Annotated in this window: 15 protein-coding genes; 8 read left to right on the top strand and 7 right to left on the bottom strand. The window is 57.6% G+C overall.

Going from position 1 to position 15,634, the window contains the following annotated elements; all coding sequences use genetic code 11:
* Window positions 1-225: 225 nt before the first annotated feature.
* The 7 genes from ACSKT0_RS14465 to ACSKT0_RS14435 all read left to right on the top strand — a co-directional run bounded on the left by ACSKT0_RS14465 (window position 226) and on the right by ACSKT0_RS14435 (window position 3,980).
* Window positions 226-1,032 (top strand): COG4280 domain-containing protein, encoded by an 807-nt coding sequence (locus ACSKT0_RS14465; RefSeq protein WP_437770422.1) that lies wholly within the window; start codon window positions 226-228, stop codon window positions 1,030-1,032.
* A gap of 3 nt (window positions 1,033-1,035) precedes the next feature.
* On the top strand, window positions 1,036-1,257 hold the full coding sequence (locus ACSKT0_RS14460) for a hypothetical protein (protein ID WP_437770421.1): 222 nt from the start codon (window positions 1,036-1,038) through the stop codon (window positions 1,255-1,257).
* A 230-nt stretch (window positions 1,258-1,487) separates the two neighbouring features.
* Window positions 1,488-1,955 (top strand): hypothetical protein, encoded by a 468-nt coding sequence (locus ACSKT0_RS14455; protein ID WP_437770420.1) that lies wholly within the window; start codon window positions 1,488-1,490, stop codon window positions 1,953-1,955.
* A 602-nt stretch (window positions 1,956-2,557) separates the two neighbouring features.
* Window positions 2,558-2,953, top strand: a complete 396-nt coding sequence (locus ACSKT0_RS14450; protein ID WP_437770419.1) for a YybH family protein — start codon at window positions 2,558-2,560, stop codon at window positions 2,951-2,953.
* A 55-nt stretch (window positions 2,954-3,008) separates the two neighbouring features.
* The gene (locus ACSKT0_RS14445) at window positions 3,009-3,197 is read left to right on the top strand and encodes a hypothetical protein (protein WP_437770418.1); all 189 of its coding nucleotides are present in this window, start codon (window positions 3,009-3,011) and stop codon (window positions 3,195-3,197) included.
* A 46-nt stretch (window positions 3,198-3,243) separates the two neighbouring features.
* Complete coding sequence (locus ACSKT0_RS14440) at window positions 3,244-3,408, top strand: Rid family hydrolase (protein ID WP_437770417.1); 165 nt, start codon at window positions 3,244-3,246, stop codon at window positions 3,406-3,408.
* Between the two features lie 179 nt (window positions 3,409-3,587).
* On the top strand, window positions 3,588-3,980 hold the full coding sequence (locus ACSKT0_RS14435) for a GNAT family N-acetyltransferase (protein ID WP_437774036.1): 393 nt from the start codon (window positions 3,588-3,590) through the stop codon (window positions 3,978-3,980).
* 57 nt (window positions 3,981-4,037) lie between these two features.
* Here the strand turns inward: ACSKT0_RS14435 and ACSKT0_RS14430 are convergent, their stop codons facing one another.
* From ACSKT0_RS14430 to ACSKT0_RS14420, 3 genes are all read right to left on the bottom strand, one after another.
* Window positions 4,038-4,235 carry a GNAT family N-acetyltransferase gene (locus ACSKT0_RS14430; protein WP_437774035.1) on the bottom strand — a complete coding sequence of 66 codons (198 nt, stop codon included), beginning with the start codon at window positions 4,233-4,235 and terminating at the stop codon, window positions 4,038-4,040.
* 74 nt (window positions 4,236-4,309) lie between these two features.
* Window positions 4,310-5,608 (bottom strand): hypothetical protein, encoded by a 1,299-nt coding sequence (locus ACSKT0_RS14425; protein ID WP_437770416.1) that lies wholly within the window; start codon window positions 5,606-5,608, stop codon window positions 4,310-4,312.
* A 171-nt stretch (window positions 5,609-5,779) separates the two neighbouring features.
* Window positions 5,780-6,493 (bottom strand): hypothetical protein, encoded by a 714-nt coding sequence (locus ACSKT0_RS14420; RefSeq protein ID WP_437770415.1) that lies wholly within the window; start codon window positions 6,491-6,493, stop codon window positions 5,780-5,782.
* 235 nt (window positions 6,494-6,728) lie between these two features.
* On the opposite strand from ACSKT0_RS14420, the gene ACSKT0_RS14415 reads away from it, so the two are divergent.
* Window positions 6,729-8,279 carry a DNA cytosine methyltransferase gene (locus tag ACSKT0_RS14415; protein WP_437770414.1) on the top strand — a complete coding sequence of 517 codons (1,551 nt, stop codon included), beginning with the start codon at window positions 6,729-6,731 and terminating at the stop codon, window positions 8,277-8,279.
* On the opposite strand, the gene ACSKT0_RS14410 is transcribed toward ACSKT0_RS14415, so the two are convergent.
* From ACSKT0_RS14410 to ACSKT0_RS14395, 4 genes are read right to left on the bottom strand one after another with little or no spacing between them, the layout of a single operon-like run.
* Window positions 8,276-10,345 carry an AIPR family protein gene (locus ACSKT0_RS14410; RefSeq protein ID WP_437770413.1) on the bottom strand — a complete coding sequence of 690 codons (2,070 nt, stop codon included), beginning with the start codon at window positions 10,343-10,345 and terminating at the stop codon, window positions 8,276-8,278. The two genes, ACSKT0_RS14415 and ACSKT0_RS14410, sit on opposite strands and share 4 nt — an antisense overlap.
* A complete protein-coding gene (locus tag ACSKT0_RS14405) occupies window positions 10,342-11,337 on the bottom strand; it encodes a PD-(D/E)XK motif protein (RefSeq protein WP_437770412.1) in 996 nt (331 codons plus the stop codon). Before ACSKT0_RS14405 ends, ACSKT0_RS14410 begins: the two co-directional genes overlap by 4 nt.
* Entirely contained in the window at window positions 11,330-14,101 is a 2,772-nt protein-coding gene (locus tag ACSKT0_RS14400) for a Z1 domain-containing protein (RefSeq protein ID WP_437770411.1), read from the bottom strand. The genes ACSKT0_RS14405 and ACSKT0_RS14400 overlap by 8 nt, the downstream gene beginning before the upstream one ends.
* Complete coding sequence (locus ACSKT0_RS14395) at window positions 14,094-15,557, bottom strand: ATP-binding protein (RefSeq protein ID WP_437770410.1); 1,464 nt, start codon at window positions 15,555-15,557, stop codon at window positions 14,094-14,096. Before ACSKT0_RS14395 ends, ACSKT0_RS14400 begins: the two co-directional genes overlap by 8 nt.
* Window positions 15,558-15,634 lie beyond the last annotated feature (77 nt).

Raw genomic sequence — 15,634 nt, 5'->3', positions numbered from 1 at the left:
CATCGTACCGTCTGCCGCTCGGGTGAGAGGTGACCGGCGATGTTTTGAATACATGACGGTCGGCTATCATCCGCTCGTGAGTGGTTGCATCCAAGATGAGAAGTTCCCAGCGTCCAAAGGCATAACACCATCGACCGCTCTTTGGTCATTGTGTTGCATCATAGATATAACAGCCGTTACTATGTAAACGAAACATCTAATCAAGGAAGTAGGAGGGTGGTAGTCATGGGTTCAAGTACCGATTGGGGCTTGGCCATTTCCGTGTTTGTGGCCGCCATCGTAGAGATGGTCGAGGCATTGACGATTGTGCTCGCGATGGGCATGACCCGGAGCTGGAAGTCGACGCTGGTCGGCATTGGGGCGGCGCTTGTGGCGCTGACCGGATTCACTGCAGTTACGGGGTATGCTCTGGCGACCTGGCTGCCGCGCTCGAGCCTGCAGCTCGTGATCGGCGTCCTGCTGCTGGTCTTCGGGCTGCAGTGGCTGCGCAAGGCAATTCTGCGCTCCTCCGGGCGCAAGGCCCTGCACGATGAAGCGCTGATTTACGAGAAGCAGGCCAAGGCCGCCGCCGCGGCCGGGAACGAGACCCGGTTCGGGCTCGACTGGTTCTCATTCGTCATCAGCTTCAAGGGAGTGTTCCTCGAAGGTGTCGAAGTGGTCTTCATCGTCATCACCTTCGGCCTCAACGCCCACAACATGCCGGTCGCGATCCTGGGCGCGGTTGCCGCCGTCGTCGTGGTCCTGCTCGCCGCGGTTGTCGTCCACGCGCCGCTGACCAAGGTCCCGGAGAACACCCTCAAGTTCGGTGTGGGCCTCCTGCTCGCGACCTTCGGCACCTTCTGGGCCATCGAGGGCCTGGGAAGCCTCACCCCGGACCGGACCAGCCTTGAGTGGATCGGCTCGGACTTCGTCCTGCTGCCCATCCTGGCCGGCTGGCTGCTGCTCTCAGTCCTGCTGGTCCGGGTCCTCAGGGTCCCGGTCGCTGCCCCGAAGCCCTCAACAGCCCTCATCGACGCCCGAGGGGAGGTCTAAGCAATGAAATTCCTCAAGGGATTCGCCCAGTTCTGGTACGACTTCATCATCGGAGACGACTGGAAGATCGCCGCCGCGGTGGTGTCCGTGCTCGCCGTCGGCGCCGGATTCGTCATGAACGGTTTCGAGCACTCCCAGCTGCTCCCGCCGATCCTGGCAGTTGCCCTGGGGGCAGCCTTCGTCATCGCCCTCGCCATCGACATCAAACGGCACCCGAAAAACTAATATGTAGTTCGTTCTGTCAACGGGCAGGAAGAAGCGGTCCCGGGTATTTCCGGGACCGCTTCTTCGCGGTCCGGGAAAATCCGGGCACCGGGCGCGCACAGCGAAGGACGCCCGCTGTTCACGCACCGTCCACCTGCACCTTGACTGAGCTTTGCGTTCGCCTGAGAATCTAACAACTGTCACTCTAAAGAATGACACTCGAGATAGCTTCATCACATCAGGAGTTCGCTGTGCATCACTCACGTCGCCCCCTTGCCCTCGCCCTCGGCTCTCTCCTACTCGTCACCACCATGTCGGCCTGCGGTGCAGCCGCCGGCGACTCCCGCACCGGATCCGCCACGGGCTCCACGGCAGCCAGCAGCGGATTCACGCTCTATTCGTCCATGGGATTTGCCAAGCAGGCCATCGCCGCCTTCACGAACAAGACCGGCATCCCGGTCAAGCTTGTCGCTGACAGCGGCGGACCGCTCCTGACGAAAGTCTCTGCGGAAAAGGCCAACCCTCAGTGGACCGCGCTCTGGGTCGAGGGGGACATGGCATACGCAACGCTGGCGCAGAGCGGTCAGCTCGCTCCGTACGCACCCCAGGTGAACTACAACGCCGTCGGCAAGACCCTCACCCCGCAGGACCACACCTACGCCCCCGTCAGCCCTTGTGGATGCCGTTCACAGCCTCACCAGCGCGGCGGTTCACGATGACTCGGTGACCGTTCATTTCACATGGACCCGGAATGACGCGGTGACAATTGTCTCGACCGTTGCAGGGCTGCTCTCCCGACTCCCGCAATAAACGCGCCATCTTCCCAAAGCGTTGGGGCCGCTCCAAAACAGGCCGAGTGGGGACAATCTCGATGTCTCTCAGTAACAATACTTACGCGAATATTTCAGGACTCGTTGGTTTCAGGAACCAACGAGGGAGTCCCAGAAAGGTCGCAGCCGTAGCCGAAGGCACCGAAAGGTCTCACTCGCGTAGTCGAGCAACAGAATCGACATGCGCTCAAACTCTGGATTGAAATGCCCCAAAACCATGGGCGCGACTGTGGGACGGAGAGAACCGAAGCGTCCCGTATATTTTGGCCAGACTCCATTCGCTGGCATTAAGTCAGCCCTCCACGGGACGGGCCAATCACTGAACCAGGTCTTTTCATTGATTGTCGAGATCGGCCGATCCAGTGCGCATTTTGAGTGGCCCCCGGATACTCTTACCTTTGGTCGTCACGGAACCCGGAAAGGTTCAGAACTTCTGGGTGTTCCGTGATCCGAGGCTCCGTGCCCGATTGAGGTTGTGCAAGAGTATGGGGATGGAAACTCGAAATCGGGAAAGTCTCGTCAAGGAGCTCACGGATGTGATGCGCGGGTATGAGGCGGCCAACAATACGCACGACATCGAGCGGGTTCTGCCGTACGTAGATAAGGACGCCTCCTACTGGTTTTCAGACGGATCTCACGAGGGCCGCGAACAGGTTCGGACAGCCATCGAGGCAACCTTCCGCACAATCCAGGACGAGCGATACGTCGTCGCCGAATTAACGTGGGTGCTGGTGCAAGAGGATGCCGCCGTTTGCCGCTACCGATTCTCCTGGCAGGGAATCGTCGACGGCCAGCCACAGTCCGGAGAAGGACGCGGTACCAACGTCTTCACCCGGACACATGGGGTCTGGAAGATCATCCACGAACAACTAACAAGCGATTCATAGGGGCGTCCAGGGGTCTTCGTTGCCCAGCCAACGATCGAAGGAAGAGACGACACTGATGCCAACCCATCATTTCAGTCCCGCACTGTATCAATCCGCCGCACCCTTTTATCATTTTGCCGAGCACGCCGGTACTGGCTTCACGGCCGGCATTATCGGCCAACGCAGAGACGATGGCTTGCTGGTTTCGGACGATGTCGCAGAACAGTGTGAGGCCATGATGACCAACCTGGGAGACGCTGCTTGACGAGTTAGGACTTGGACTTTCGGATCTCTTGCGGACCACGGTCTATTTGACGGATTACAAGGATTTTGACGTCATCAACGCCGTCTACGCCAAGCACTTGACTGAACCTTTCCCCGCCCGCACAACGATCCAGGTAGCAGCTCTGCCGCTTGACGCCAAGGTGCAAATCGACACGGTCGTAGCTACTCAGAAGGCGAATGAGACGCAGTAGGTGAATCCCAAGCAGGCATGAAATCACCCGGAGGAGCTCCCGGTTTAGATCGGTATGGTTACGGTATGCCCAAGTTGATCGAACCTACCGAACGTCTCCGCACTGCTTGGCTCGAGGCGCAAGCGGAGTGAGGGCCCGGCGTCCACGAGGATGGTTTCGGGCTGTTGCCGACTGACGAGGTGGACTCGTTAGTGGGGTTCGCGGCCTGGTTGGCGCGACTTGCAGATAATTCGGGACGGTGTACATACCGATGGATCATCGAAAGCGACCGGGTGCTCGGCGGGATCGCGCTTCGGCACGAGTTCGATGAATTTGTACAGCGGGCAGGGCACATTGGCTACGGAGTTAGGCCGTCCGCGCGCCGGCGAGGGCTGGCTTCCTGGGCGCTGGGCCGGATGGTCGACGAGGCACGGCTACTCGGCCTGGACCGGGTGCTCGTTGTCTGCGAAGCCGGCAACCTCGCGTCAGCGGCGACGATCGAGCGCCAAGGCGGCATCCGTGAGGCCGGTGGAGACATTGAGCAGGGCGCGGCGTGGCGGTACTGGATCAGGGTCAGCGAGCTGAAGATGTAATCGACTGGCAGAGTCTTAGGCCGGGCACTGGTGTCGTGTCAGCTCGAGTGGGACGTCTTAGGATTCTCGGAGCCGGGAGTACATGTACATGTCTTTACGTTGGCCTCTGGCTTCCTGCCAGCTGCGAAGGAGCTCCTCACGGACGAATCCGTTGCGTTCGGCTGTCCGCCACGATCCCTCATTCCAGGGCTCGACGTAGAGCTCCAGCCGGTGAATGTCTGCCTGTCGCGGACCCCAAGCAGCCAGAGCGTTCAGGGCGTGGCTCGATGCTCCTCTCCGCCTTTGTGGCGGTGGGTGGAGAACGAAGTCCGTGCAGTCACTGTCGCCTTCTACCTCATTCCATGGGGTCCGTACGGGCTCCAGCCATCGAGAAACGGGACAAGATCTTCGTCGCGATAATCTGTCAGGACGGGTATCTCGATGGGGCGGAGTAGGGGATCCTTGGCGTCGATATGGTCGCGGGCCCATGCCAGCCAGGCCTGCCCGCGATTGGTTAGCTCTGCGTCCTGTTCTGCGGCCACCCTTGCTTCGAGCGCGTCCACGTACGCGCGCAGCACGTCGGCTTCTGCCCAAGCATTTGCCTGCACCGTGAGCTGCTGGGCCTTGTGGTGATCTTGGATTCGTATGCGGGCGTGCTTCATGGCTGCTTCCCATCGTCGCTGTGTTTCCTCCTCCTTGAGGCGTGCTTGCTCGCGCTTCCACTCGTTTTCAAGGTGCTGAATTTCGATCTCGCGGAGTATGGCTGGCAGGGCGCTGTCGAGTTGTTGTCGCTTGCCGTCGCGAAACCGTTCCTGGCGTCCGTTGGTTGAGTATTTTTGTGTCAGCTCCAGTTGGAGTCGTCCCGTTGGTTCGAAATCGGTGTTGATGCCGAGCGTCCAGGACCGGTCTCGAGGGTTGTATTTGGAAATGTATGGCCTTGCGGCGCCGCCGTTCGGCGGTAGCTCTCGCATCTCCAACGGGACGGTGGTTGTGCCGATGGTGATGGCGATGTCGCCCTCGAGGGTTGTGGTTCCGCGTGAATTGGCGCGTTTGTGGCTCGACGGCAGAGCGACCCCATAGCCGCGGGATGCACTTTCAGTGGCGAGTGCGTGCAGCAGCTTGGATGCACGGGCGACGTGCTCTTTCGACACACCCCGTATGGCTTCTCGGAAACTTTTGGCGACCGGGTGATATTTGCCCACCGCGTCTCGAATCGGGACCGGACGCTCGTCGACATCATCAGGGAAATGACGCGCCCAATGCGCCTCGTATCTTGGGCTCTGCCACGACCCGACGCTCGTTATCTCGAGCTTGTAGCCCTTCGGGCGCAGAGCAGACTTCATGACGCCACGGATGAGGGCATCGTTGGCGCTGGCGTGCGAATATCCCCCCTCGACCTCAAGGACGCCACCAGCCGCAGTGAGCTTCTGGATGAATTTGTCCGCTTCAGATTCGTGGGTGTGGTTGTTGGTATCGGAGTCATCGATACCCTCGAGCAGTTCTACACCCCTCTGGGTGATCTTGGCAGTCCAGCTCGGGCCCTTGCCTGTAATGGTAATGAATCGATCGTCTGCCAAAGCTCTGGCGGCTATCCGATGTGAGAAACCTTCGAAGACGCCGCCTAGACAGCCGTCATTGATCCATCTCAAGACTTTGGACTGCAGAACGCTGAGTGGCTTAGGGCGCTGTGGCAACGGAATGCTCCAATCCGAGTCGGTCCATGGAGAATAGCAACGTCCCGAACGAACCGAGGGACGAATCAGTTTCGGTGGATGCGCATTCCCAGGACGGTATCCTGCAGCCAGGAAGAGCCGGGGACACTACAGGTCCTTCGCCCTCTCCTTCCAGAGTTCCAAGATGTCCGGCCGAAGTCGATCGGTCTTGGTGACAATTCGGCGATTTTCCCGGATGCCCTGGGCGTATTTGCCCAGCTGTTCCACGTCACGTTGGCGGTAGCCGATTCGGTAGGCGTACAGCTGAAGGTCGTGTGTGCTGTACTCATACCCACTCTTATGGAGCAGGCGAAGCGTTTGAACAATTTCATCCTTACCACGCCCGTGTCTGAGGCCTCCCTGTTCGTTCATGACCTCAATGGATCGCCCGATCGCAACTCGCACGACAGGGTCCAGCCGGTCGATGAACCTGAGGTCGGCAGGCATACCGGACGGCAGCTGAATCGCTCCGTGCGCCTGAAGCCACATCTCCAGATGATCGAAGCCGGGCCACAGCGTTACGCACAGATCAGCAGTCTTCGGGTCAACCCGATCGATAATTTCCTCAGCGACCTGTTCCTCGGGGTAAAGCGCAACAACGGAATGTCCTGCGGCAACCTTCGACACGGTCGATCGGAGAATGCCCGTGTCGGCATCTGGGCAGCATGCCAAAAGTCCTGGGACGGTCTGTTGATCAAGTTCGGTGCTCTTGGAACTCACCAGGATCGATTTGTCTGACCGAGGGCTGGTCGCGAGCCACTCGGCCAGGAATCCGACGGCGGACCGCTGTTCGCCCATGGCAACCCATTCGTTCCAGGACATGAAGTAGAGGCCGGGATTTCGGGTGAGATCTGTCATAGCCAGTAGCCTGCCACACAGGTCCGACAGTCTGAGTGAATCTGTGCCCTCTCCGAGGAAACTCCAACCTGCCGCAATCTCGCGGGGCTGGCAGGCGGGCGAGGCTTCGGGTCTGTTTTGGACTCCAACTGCCCTGCTTCCCAGTCGGTGTCAATGCGATGCACGCTTCATGGCCGTGACCTGGTAACCTGGTCAGACTATGAGTGATGAAATTCCGGCAGTTCCGCGTATCCCCATTCCAGTGATTGACCTGTTCGCTGGCCCGGGCGGTCTCAACGAGGGATTTTCCAGCATGGGTGAGGAAGACGGCGGCCCAATCTTTCAGACCGTTGGATCATTCGAGATGGAGCGAAATGCCGTTTCGACACTGAGGCTTCGGTCGATCTTCAGGCACCTCAAGCGAAATGGTGGGGTGCCGGCGTCGTACTACGGGTACATTTCGGGCTCGAAGTCTTGGGAGGAGTTCACGGAAGAACCTAGAGTTGCCGCCGCCCTCGAAGTTGCGACGGCTCATGTTCACGAGATTGAACTCGGTGACGCAACTCGCGAGGACGTCACCCAAAAGATCAAGGACGCGCTGTCAGCGGCACCCAAGAACCCTAACGGGGATTGGGTCCTCATCGGGGGCCCGCCCTGCCAGGCCTATTCACTTGCTGGACGGTCGCGTCGTACGAATGACGTGAAATTTGCCTTCGATAAGAAGCACTTCCTCTATGAAGAGTACCTAGACATCATCAAGCAATTCGCACCAGCCGTCTTTGTGATGGAAAACGTGAAGGGCCTGCTCTCCTCGACCAATCACGGCGTCGGAATGTTTGGCCAGATTCTGCACGACCTGCAACATCCGAGTTCTTCCTTGACATACGAAGTTAGGTCACTCGTGATCGACAAGAAGGACGGGAAGCTCTCTCCGAAGGACTTCGTTATCCCCGCGGAAGATTACGGCATTCCACAGAAGCGTCACCGCGTCATTCTGCTTGGTGTCCGATCTGACGTTGTCGAGAGAACCAATCGCGCCGTGCTTGAGCCGAGTTCTAAGGTTACGGTCAGAGATGCCATTGCGGATCTGCCGTTCCTGCGTTCAAAGATCTCACCGAAGCGCCATGACAGCCAAGAGAACTGGGACACGCTGCGGAAACGTGCCATCGGCCGTCGCGACCCTCACTCTGTTGAAGTCGCGGATGTATCGGCCGATTCGGGCGCAGACGAATTGCGACAACACGTGGAGGCAGATGAGCGCGGCGCTGCTGTCATTAGATATCGAAAGTGGATTGAAGACGATGCTTTGGCGTCGCCTCTGCAGCATCAGTCCCGCAGCCACATGGAAACGGATATTGAGCGGTACGCACACCTTTCCTGGAAGGCCGAAGAGCTGGGTAAGAGCCCCAAGTTCGCCGACCTGCCGGAAGAACTTGAGCCCAACCACAAGAACATCGGCGAAGACAACACACCATTCCTGGATCGATTCCGAGTGCAGGTTTGGCATGAACCATCGACAACGATCGTCTCGCACATCTCCAAGGACGGGCACTATTACATACATCCAGATGAGTCCCAGATGCGAAGCTTGACGGTACGCGAAGCTGCGAGGCTGCAGACATTTCCCGATAACTACTACTTTGAAGGCTCTCGGACAATGCAGTTCCACCAAGTCGGAAACGCTGTCCCGCCGCTGTTGGCGAGGCTCATTGCAGAAAAGGTAGTCGAAACCCTGCGTCTCAACGGAACCGATGAAGCAAGCGACGACTAAAAGTCCGAGAAGCCTTTCTCCCGGGCCTTGCTTAGAGTCGCCATAAGGCGGACGCTTTGACGCTCCGAAGGGAATCCGTTCTTGCGCCCAGTCACCACATCGAGGATGCCGATATCGGTGGGGCCTGCTACGCGGTTTGTGAGAGCAAACGTGCGCAGACTCTCCCATTCCTCTTTGGTTGTCGACAGGACTTGCGTCTGGATATCGATGCCGTTGTCGATCTTCTGAGCAGCCTTGGATGCGCTCTTGGCCTCGGTTCTGACCGACGAATCGATGAGCTCCCTTTTGAAGCTTTCTGGCAAGTCGAAGGCCGCCGTTCTCACCGTCTCCCAGCATGCCGGCGACTTGGCCCATTCGGTTACGTTGGCGACGCGTCGAGTCGGTGACGTAAGGGACTCGGACACGAGTTTTCCGACTGAGAGCGCGGTCGTCATCATGGCCTCGGTCAACGTTTGTTGCTGCCAAATAGCCGCGAAGTTGAGGTGGCGTCCCGGGACTTGCCTGGCAATTTCGGAGGCTAACTTAGCCATGGTGTAGGTGACTATGTTCGCCAGATAGCCCTTGTCATACCAGTCTGCCTTGGCAACGGAGCGTCGAATTTCCTCGTACATAATCGCTTTGGCGACGAGGTCACGGAAATACTGTTCGTTGATGTCTTCGTTGGATGTCTCCCAGATTTTGGCGACACCTTCGGCGAAGGCGACAAAATTCTTTTGAGCGCCAGCACTAACGACATGCGGTTTTTGATCCCACGAGACCGCATATTTCGCCGCGTCCGTTTTGGTGAAGACTTGGCCTCGCGGGCACGTAGCCACGAACTTGGTCGCGTCGGTGGTGGAGAGCTTGTTCTTTTCGTTGAGGTACTGGCCGCGGGTCCGCTCGTAGTACCACTTGGTGTGGTAGTTGACGCCGGGGCGAGCAGGGACGAGCAATCTTCGAGAGAGCTCTTCCAGCCGAATATGGAACGGGCTGTTTGAGAAGAAGTCTGCCTCGCTGACGCGGTTCTGGCTGTTGGCAAAGCGCGAGATCTTTGGAACGAGGTCAACGGCCTTCTCAGGGTCTACGACCACGAGTTTCATCGGCACGAACACGTCACTGAGTACCGAGCTTTTGGCGTTTTCCCTTGCCACGTAGAACAGCGAAGCAGTGGTCTGTCCACCGTTCACAATCTGGAGGTCAACGAGGGACGTTGCTCTGAGCCCATCCGAGGTCCGCGTGAGGCCGGTGGCGGTGGCGGTGATGCCGTTATTGTATGCCATGAACATCTCAGGTTCGGACAGAATTGTCGTCTTGATGCCCTTATTGACCTTGCCCCGGCCGCTTAGAAACGAGCGGACGTTCCCTTCCAGTAGTCTGCTTCCGTACTGCGCATATAAGTCGGCAACCAGGGCGCCTGGGACAGCGGCCATATATGTGGCGAAGTCCGTCGAATCGCCGCTGATTTCGAGTATTGGGAGCCCCTCCGGAACCCACTTTGTCAGGTTGATCTCGAGGGCCTCACGGCCCTGTTGGGACTCCTGGACTTGGTGGAGTCTCTGAAGGTCCCAGAGATGGAAATCTACGGGGACACCCTTAAGAATCGATGATGGGACTTCCTTGATACGGTCGCTGAGTCGGCCATTAGTGACGAGGTAAAGGCGGTAACGAGATACCGCTCGTCCCCGGTTGTGGAGGTCGGCGGCCAGCTGATAGGCGGCTGAGCTTTCTTCTCGGCCAGCGGTGAATTGCCCGGAGACTGCTTCCGATAGAAAGTTCTCGAGTGCTGTCAGACGTTTCTTAGCATCGGTTGCAGTGATCACGTCCATGGAATCGGAGTTCGAATGCAGAAGAACGGCGAGTGAGACCGATTCGTCGGCATCGCCCAGGTCGTATGCATTCACTGCAAGTTTTTTGTTGCGTTGACCGGAGCCTTCAAACTGAAGAACCGTAAAGTCTTCAACTTCACCGGCTTCTGCGAAGCGTTCCGACACCTCTGCCATAAACGCCATTGAGGTGTAGTCGTTGTCGACTGCTGCTCGAGCATTAACGGTGTTTTGTAGGTCCAAGTAGAAATCATCAAGATTCATTCGGCGAAACCTTCAGTTCCGGAGGTTGGCAGCCCCAGCTGTGAATAAGCGCATTCAAAGGGTGCCAGGTCCGCCAGATCCAAGGAATAGGAGACGCGGCTGACGCCTGATGGAAGCATGCTGGGCGCGATCCGCGGGAAGGACTCAGTTACTTCCAGATACCGAACGCCTGTCGGGAGGAAGTGCATGTCCGCGTAGGCGTCGTCGGATCGATCGAAACGGAGTTCGGCGAGCCGGTTCACAAGTTCAGATTGTGCGACGCCACCTTGTTGTAGCAGTTGGTCCGTTCGGTCCAGGAGCGCAGGTATTGTCAGTGCCCCCGGTGTCTCGGCCATGGCGTCGTCAGCGGCCACAACGCAGACGAAGAGTCGCTCATCCGGCAGGCGATTGAGCTGGTTCTCTGAGGAAATTTGGATGCGTCGAGCGCGACTGTGAACAGTTTTTACCTCAATCAACGGTCCGCCAGGGAACTGGAAGTCTTGGTCACTTTTGAACGGCCCACGCCATGCATCCATTACGTGGCGGATAGAGTGATCCGGCACTAGGTTCAGGAAGCCGAGCCAAAGCTCGCCGAAAAGGCCCCGCGCGGCTTCCAAAGAGAGCCGCTGACTCGCTGGTGCCTGAAGGAGGGTCCGCCACTCCTCAACACTGGCCATGAAGGCTGCAAGGCCCTGAGCTTCGGAGCTGGTCTCGGAGACACGATCCACGATGTGCGCGCAGAGTTGGACGAAGACGTCCGTAAATTTGGGAGCCTTGAGCGTCAGCAAGAGTACCCAATGTCCGTCGATACTCCTCTGGGTGCGAGTCACATCAACGGCATCTGACAGCTCTGGAATGCCCGGTTTGAGGCTACTGATGGAACAGAACATCGGCTGCCCAGCTTGATCTGTGCCGCAGACGAGGCGAAGTTCCAGGTCCGGATCGACTTCGAGTGTTCTGGGTAGTCGTTGCTCGATGGAGCTCAACCATGCGGCTTCGACGGGATTAGACATCGTCGTCCTCGTCAGCGCCGGAGTACTCGACGAACCACTGCTGCTGTGCGACCGTGTTGATGAGGTATTCGACGTCGCCGTCTCGGTTGTTGACGTCGATTCGATTCCCTGGGAAAGCAACCTTGATGCCCACTACCTGTTGATTCTCAAGATGTTCGACCTTCTGCTTGTCAGCCTCAGACAATTTGGAAGTGTCGGGTCGAAGGACGTAAATCAAAAGGGCTGGGCGTTCCAAGGATGCATAGAATGGTGACTCCGTGAGGGCCTTGTTGGGATTCTCCTGCCTGAACTTCGCGGTTGCTTCAGCATCAACTGCCGGTTCGAGGATCTTGCGCAAATCGTCCCCGCCGGCGAGGCGGCTGCTTTTTCCTGAGACCAGCAGCTCGCCGGAAGAGCCTATGGTGACGGCCCGCTGGGGCGGGTAGATCGTGACTCCGCCAAAGGAGCACTCGCCGTCAAGCGTCCTCGTACCGTTGACGAAGACTACGTCCCATGATGCAAATCGCGGATGCTTGTTGCTTCTGACGAATCTACCGATGGCGTTGCCGAAAAAGAGCTCATCCATTTTGTGAGCGGCGTATTCACCCAAGAAACCTGCCACAACAGATTGGGGGACGTTGGTAAACCGAGGGTACCCGCGCTGAGTCTCACCGGGGTCGCCGTGACTTTCAACCAGCTTCTCGGCGAGGCGCAGGGCGGCTTCACGATTGCCGCCAACGACGTCAGCCGCCGAGTCCAATCGGGAGGTTTCGATCCTTCGCCCTATAAGGCTAATGGATTTGGGCTTAACGGCGGCAGCTTTGGACTTGTTCTTAGCGGTGATGAGCAGCGCACCGGGATGCATTCGAATGGCCAATCCGAAGTCCCAAGGAGTCAGCAACTGCCGGCGCATCAGTCGAAGGTCGTCCCGTAGTTCGTCGACGGCTTCTGCGATGAACCTGTAGTCCGCAGCAACTCCAGGGTCAATCCAAATTCTGCAAATGTCCTCAAAGTCGTCCCTGTAGCCAAACCACCGCGCCATTTGCATCATCGTGTCGGCGGCTCGCACGTTTCTGTGGAAGTAGGTGATCATGAGCCCCTCGAGGGTGAGACCGCGGCTCAAGACATCCCCACCGATTGCAATAACCCTCTTCGGGATATCTGCGCTCTTTCCCTGCTCTTTTAGAAGCTTGTCCGTTTCAGAGTTGAAGGTTCGCACCGTGATTTCGCTTGCTGCCGACGTGAGGATGTCCAAGATTTCAGTCCAAGTGAACTCGGTCTCGGAGTAGAAGTCGGTGAAGGCAGCTTTGAGACTATCGATGATCTCGTTCTGGATGCCCTCGGTGTAGAGAATGGCATGAGCTTCCAATGCGTTCTGGATGCTGTCTAGTTCATGTTTAACAAGATCATAGATGTGCATATGAATACGCTTGAAGCGCGAGATGTTGATCAGCATTGCACGCGCCTGGTCGCCCTGGCCGCGAAGGTCTCGTATCGCATTGGCCACGACGAACACCCGGACTGCCGTCTTCAGGCTCCCCGGTATCTCTGTCAGTGGGTGGACCTGCTTGTGTTTCAAGGGCAGTAAAGCCTCAGCATCATGCAGTTCGATTACCTTGTCGCCGTTTACGTCGTCCTCTGTTCCAAAGGTTTTCACGGATCCGACGTAATTGCTTGGCGCCTCAAGTCCATAGATAAAGTCTTTAGGGAAGAGATCCTTGTGGGTCTCACCGTCCTTTTCGGCCTCGGCTTCGTGATCGATAAGTATGTTCGCAAACGGAGTCGCGGTGATGGCTACATAGGAACTCCGAGAATACTTGCTGAGGAGCTGCCGGATGAGGAGGTTTGTTTGGGTCGGATCGTCCTCCTTGCCTGTGTTGACCGATGCGTAGTCCGACTCATCGTCGACTAAAAGGAGCGGAAGGTTGATCTTGCCGTGAGATTTGGGCTGCTCATCAGTCCAATCAATGAGCGCTTTGAGAACGTGGACGTTCTTTTTGATGACAAATATGAAGGGATTCGGAGACTCCGCGGGAACCGTGATGCTAGTTGCATCCCGGCTGGCTTGGAGGAAGTCTTGGACGACGGTCGTCATTCCCGTCGCATACGTCAGCTCTTTGTTGAGCCGTCCGACACCCACATACCTGTCTGCGGGCAGGCTGGTGCCCGAACGGGCAATGTTTCTGCTGGAGTCCTTCCCCAAAAATCCTTCATCCACACGATTCTGTGTTTGTTGACGCAGATACTCGGTATTGCCTGCTAGAAGGACGATCAGGCGATATCCGGCGTCCGCTGCCTTGTTGAGCAGCCCCAAGTATGTTTGTGTTTTGCCTGACTGTACGTCTCCGATGATCAGGCCTTTGCGGTCCCACGACCCCGGCAGGTTCGGGTCACCGACGTAGTCAAGGATGGTGTCAGTGAACTCCTCCATCTTCTCGAGGACTCGTGGAGAACGATTGCTGTTGCGCAGCCACTGCTTGTAGGTCAGCCAGCGGATCCACTCGATATCGTGCCTCTTTTCGGGCAGCCAAGATTTGAAGTCCTTGTCGGTGATTCCGACTCCGATCTCGACGTCGATGCTCAATTTGCTCACAAGCCGTCGATGAACTGCCGCGATTTCGTTGTTGGAGACGTCTGGCGCCACGACCGGGCGGAAAGCTTCCAGTTGGTCTCGTAGGTGGGATTCGCTGTAGGTATCGCCACTGAGCAGGGCGCTCACCACGGTCTCAAGTTTTTCCATCTGAGAACGGATGGCAGTGGGGTCGGCGGCAGCGTGGCTAGTCATTAATAACCTTCCAAAGGAGTTCCGTGGGGGCCGGTGCGAGGGCGAACGGTTCAATCGAAGCCATAGCGGAGACAAACTGCTCCGAGCTACCGCCGCTTGCTATGTGTGCTTTCCAAAGGGCCGAGGCCAAGCCTTCGAGCTCCGGAGTAGAAGGCTGAAGTGGCGAGTGACTCTCGTCCTGGCCGATTCTGTTGTATGCGTCTTCAACTGGGAAGGTCGATTCCAGAAGCGAAAGCACCACTGACATCTGAGCGATATCGTCTGGACTCATCTGATCGGCCAACATCTCCAAAGCTGGGTGCTGCCGATTGATTTCATATCTGAAGCTGCCGCGATCATCGACCACGTTCCACAGGGGACTCGTTCGGGACTGTTCTTGGACGATGCGGCCGCGGTAGAGGTGGACGCGTTTGCTTGGCTCTACGATTCGCCCGGCGATCCGGCGAAGATTGTCCCGAATCTGCGGGGGCGGGGTTGCTGAAGCCTTCTTGATGTCCAAAGACCACAGGTGATCCAACGTGTTCGGGATATCGACCTTGACTCTGGCGAGCTTTCCAAGGTCGTCCTTGGGTGCTATGCGGAACCACGTACCCCAAATGACCAAACGCTTTCCGCGATAAATATAGAAGCCTTGGCTGTCGCGGACCCGACCAGCAATTTGAGCCCGCTTCTTTTCTGAAGTCGTCATCCGATTTAGATGGGGCAGCGTGTACGGCTGGACGTCAATTCGTTCCCCGTCGACGGAGAAGGACTCTGATGGCCCGAGTTGGGTCGCCTTGTTGGACTCTAGGAAAGGATCGGAGCCTTGTACGGGGGCGCGGTTGAGCGCGATGCCGAAGCGTTGACCGTGTTCGCCTGCAAGAAATCTGTGGAATACAAGTGCTAAGTGGCTTTTGACGTCCATCATGGCGGCATCGAACGATGAGCTGAGATCTCCAACGGTCGCTTCAAGCCTGTCGAGATTCCGCCAAATGACGAGCGTCCCTGAGGTGAGTCCAGCTAGTTCGTTGAACCGGGGGAGCTCCTGCAACTCTCCCTCAGCAAGGACCAGGAGGCTCCAGGTTTGCTGTTCGATCATGTGATCGATGTTCCATTCGAAGCCGCATAAGACGCCGTCGCGCTTGGAAACGAGGACCAAGTCTCGGCACTGTGACAACGACGCAGTTTTCAATCCGAGACCGAAGCGTCCCAGGTCCTTCGGCTTTCTCGACGTCATCGGGCTGGCCCCTGCCAGGCGCATCGCTTGGATGGCATCGTCGGCCGTCATTCCCTCGCCATCGTCGACCAGGGCGAGGTACGGATCAGGCTGATCGCCAAAGAATATGTCGACGTTTGTGGCTTCAGCTGAAATCGAGTTGTCTATGAGGTCGGCAACGGCTGTCTGAAGTGTGTAGCCGACAGCGCGCATGGACTCCATGAGATGCGGATCCGGCGGAAGGATTTGCTCGGTTGTCACTGACCCCCCAGTTGTAGTTCGTGCCGTCAACGTTGCCCGGCACTTTGGATACTAACTGGCAGCACCGACAAAGTATG

The organism is Arthrobacter sp. KNU40, from assembly GCF_051515115.1.
GTDB lineage: Bacteria > Actinomycetota > Actinomycetes > Actinomycetales > Micrococcaceae > Arthrobacter.
Note: the sequence above shows the minus strand (reverse complement) of the source record. Positions and strands in the feature narration are given on the sequence as shown.

Excerpts from the sequence above, each read along its gene's own strand:
- ACSKT0_RS14465 (WP_437770422.1), top strand. The coding sequence starts at position 226 with ATGGGTTCAAGTACCGATTGGGGCTTGGCCATTTCCGTGTTTGTGGCC.
- ACSKT0_RS14460 (WP_437770421.1), top strand. The coding sequence starts at position 1,036 with ATGAAATTCCTCAAGGGATTCGCCCAGTTCTGGTACGACTTCATCATC.
- ACSKT0_RS14450 (WP_437770419.1), top strand. The coding sequence starts at position 2,558 with ATGGAAACTCGAAATCGGGAAAGTCTCGTCAAGGAGCTCACGGATGTG.
- ACSKT0_RS14445 (WP_437770418.1), top strand. The coding sequence starts at position 3,009 with ATGCCAACCCATCATTTCAGTCCCGCACTGTATCAATCCGCCGCACCC.
- ACSKT0_RS14420 (WP_437770415.1), bottom strand. The coding sequence starts at position 6,493 with ATGTCCTGGAACGAATGGGTTGCCATGGGCGAACAGCGGTCCGCCGTC.
- ACSKT0_RS14415 (WP_437770414.1), top strand. The coding sequence starts at position 6,729 with ATGAGTGATGAAATTCCGGCAGTTCCGCGTATCCCCATTCCAGTGATT.
- ACSKT0_RS14410 (WP_437770413.1), bottom strand. The coding sequence starts at position 10,345 with ATGAATCTTGATGATTTCTACTTGGACCTACAAAACACCGTTAATGCT.
- ACSKT0_RS14405 (WP_437770412.1), bottom strand. The coding sequence starts at position 11,337 with ATGTCTAATCCCGTCGAAGCCGCATGGTTGAGCTCCATCGAGCAACGA.
- ACSKT0_RS14400 (WP_437770411.1), bottom strand. The coding sequence starts at position 14,101 with ATGACTAGCCACGCTGCCGCCGACCCCACTGCCATCCGTTCTCAGATG.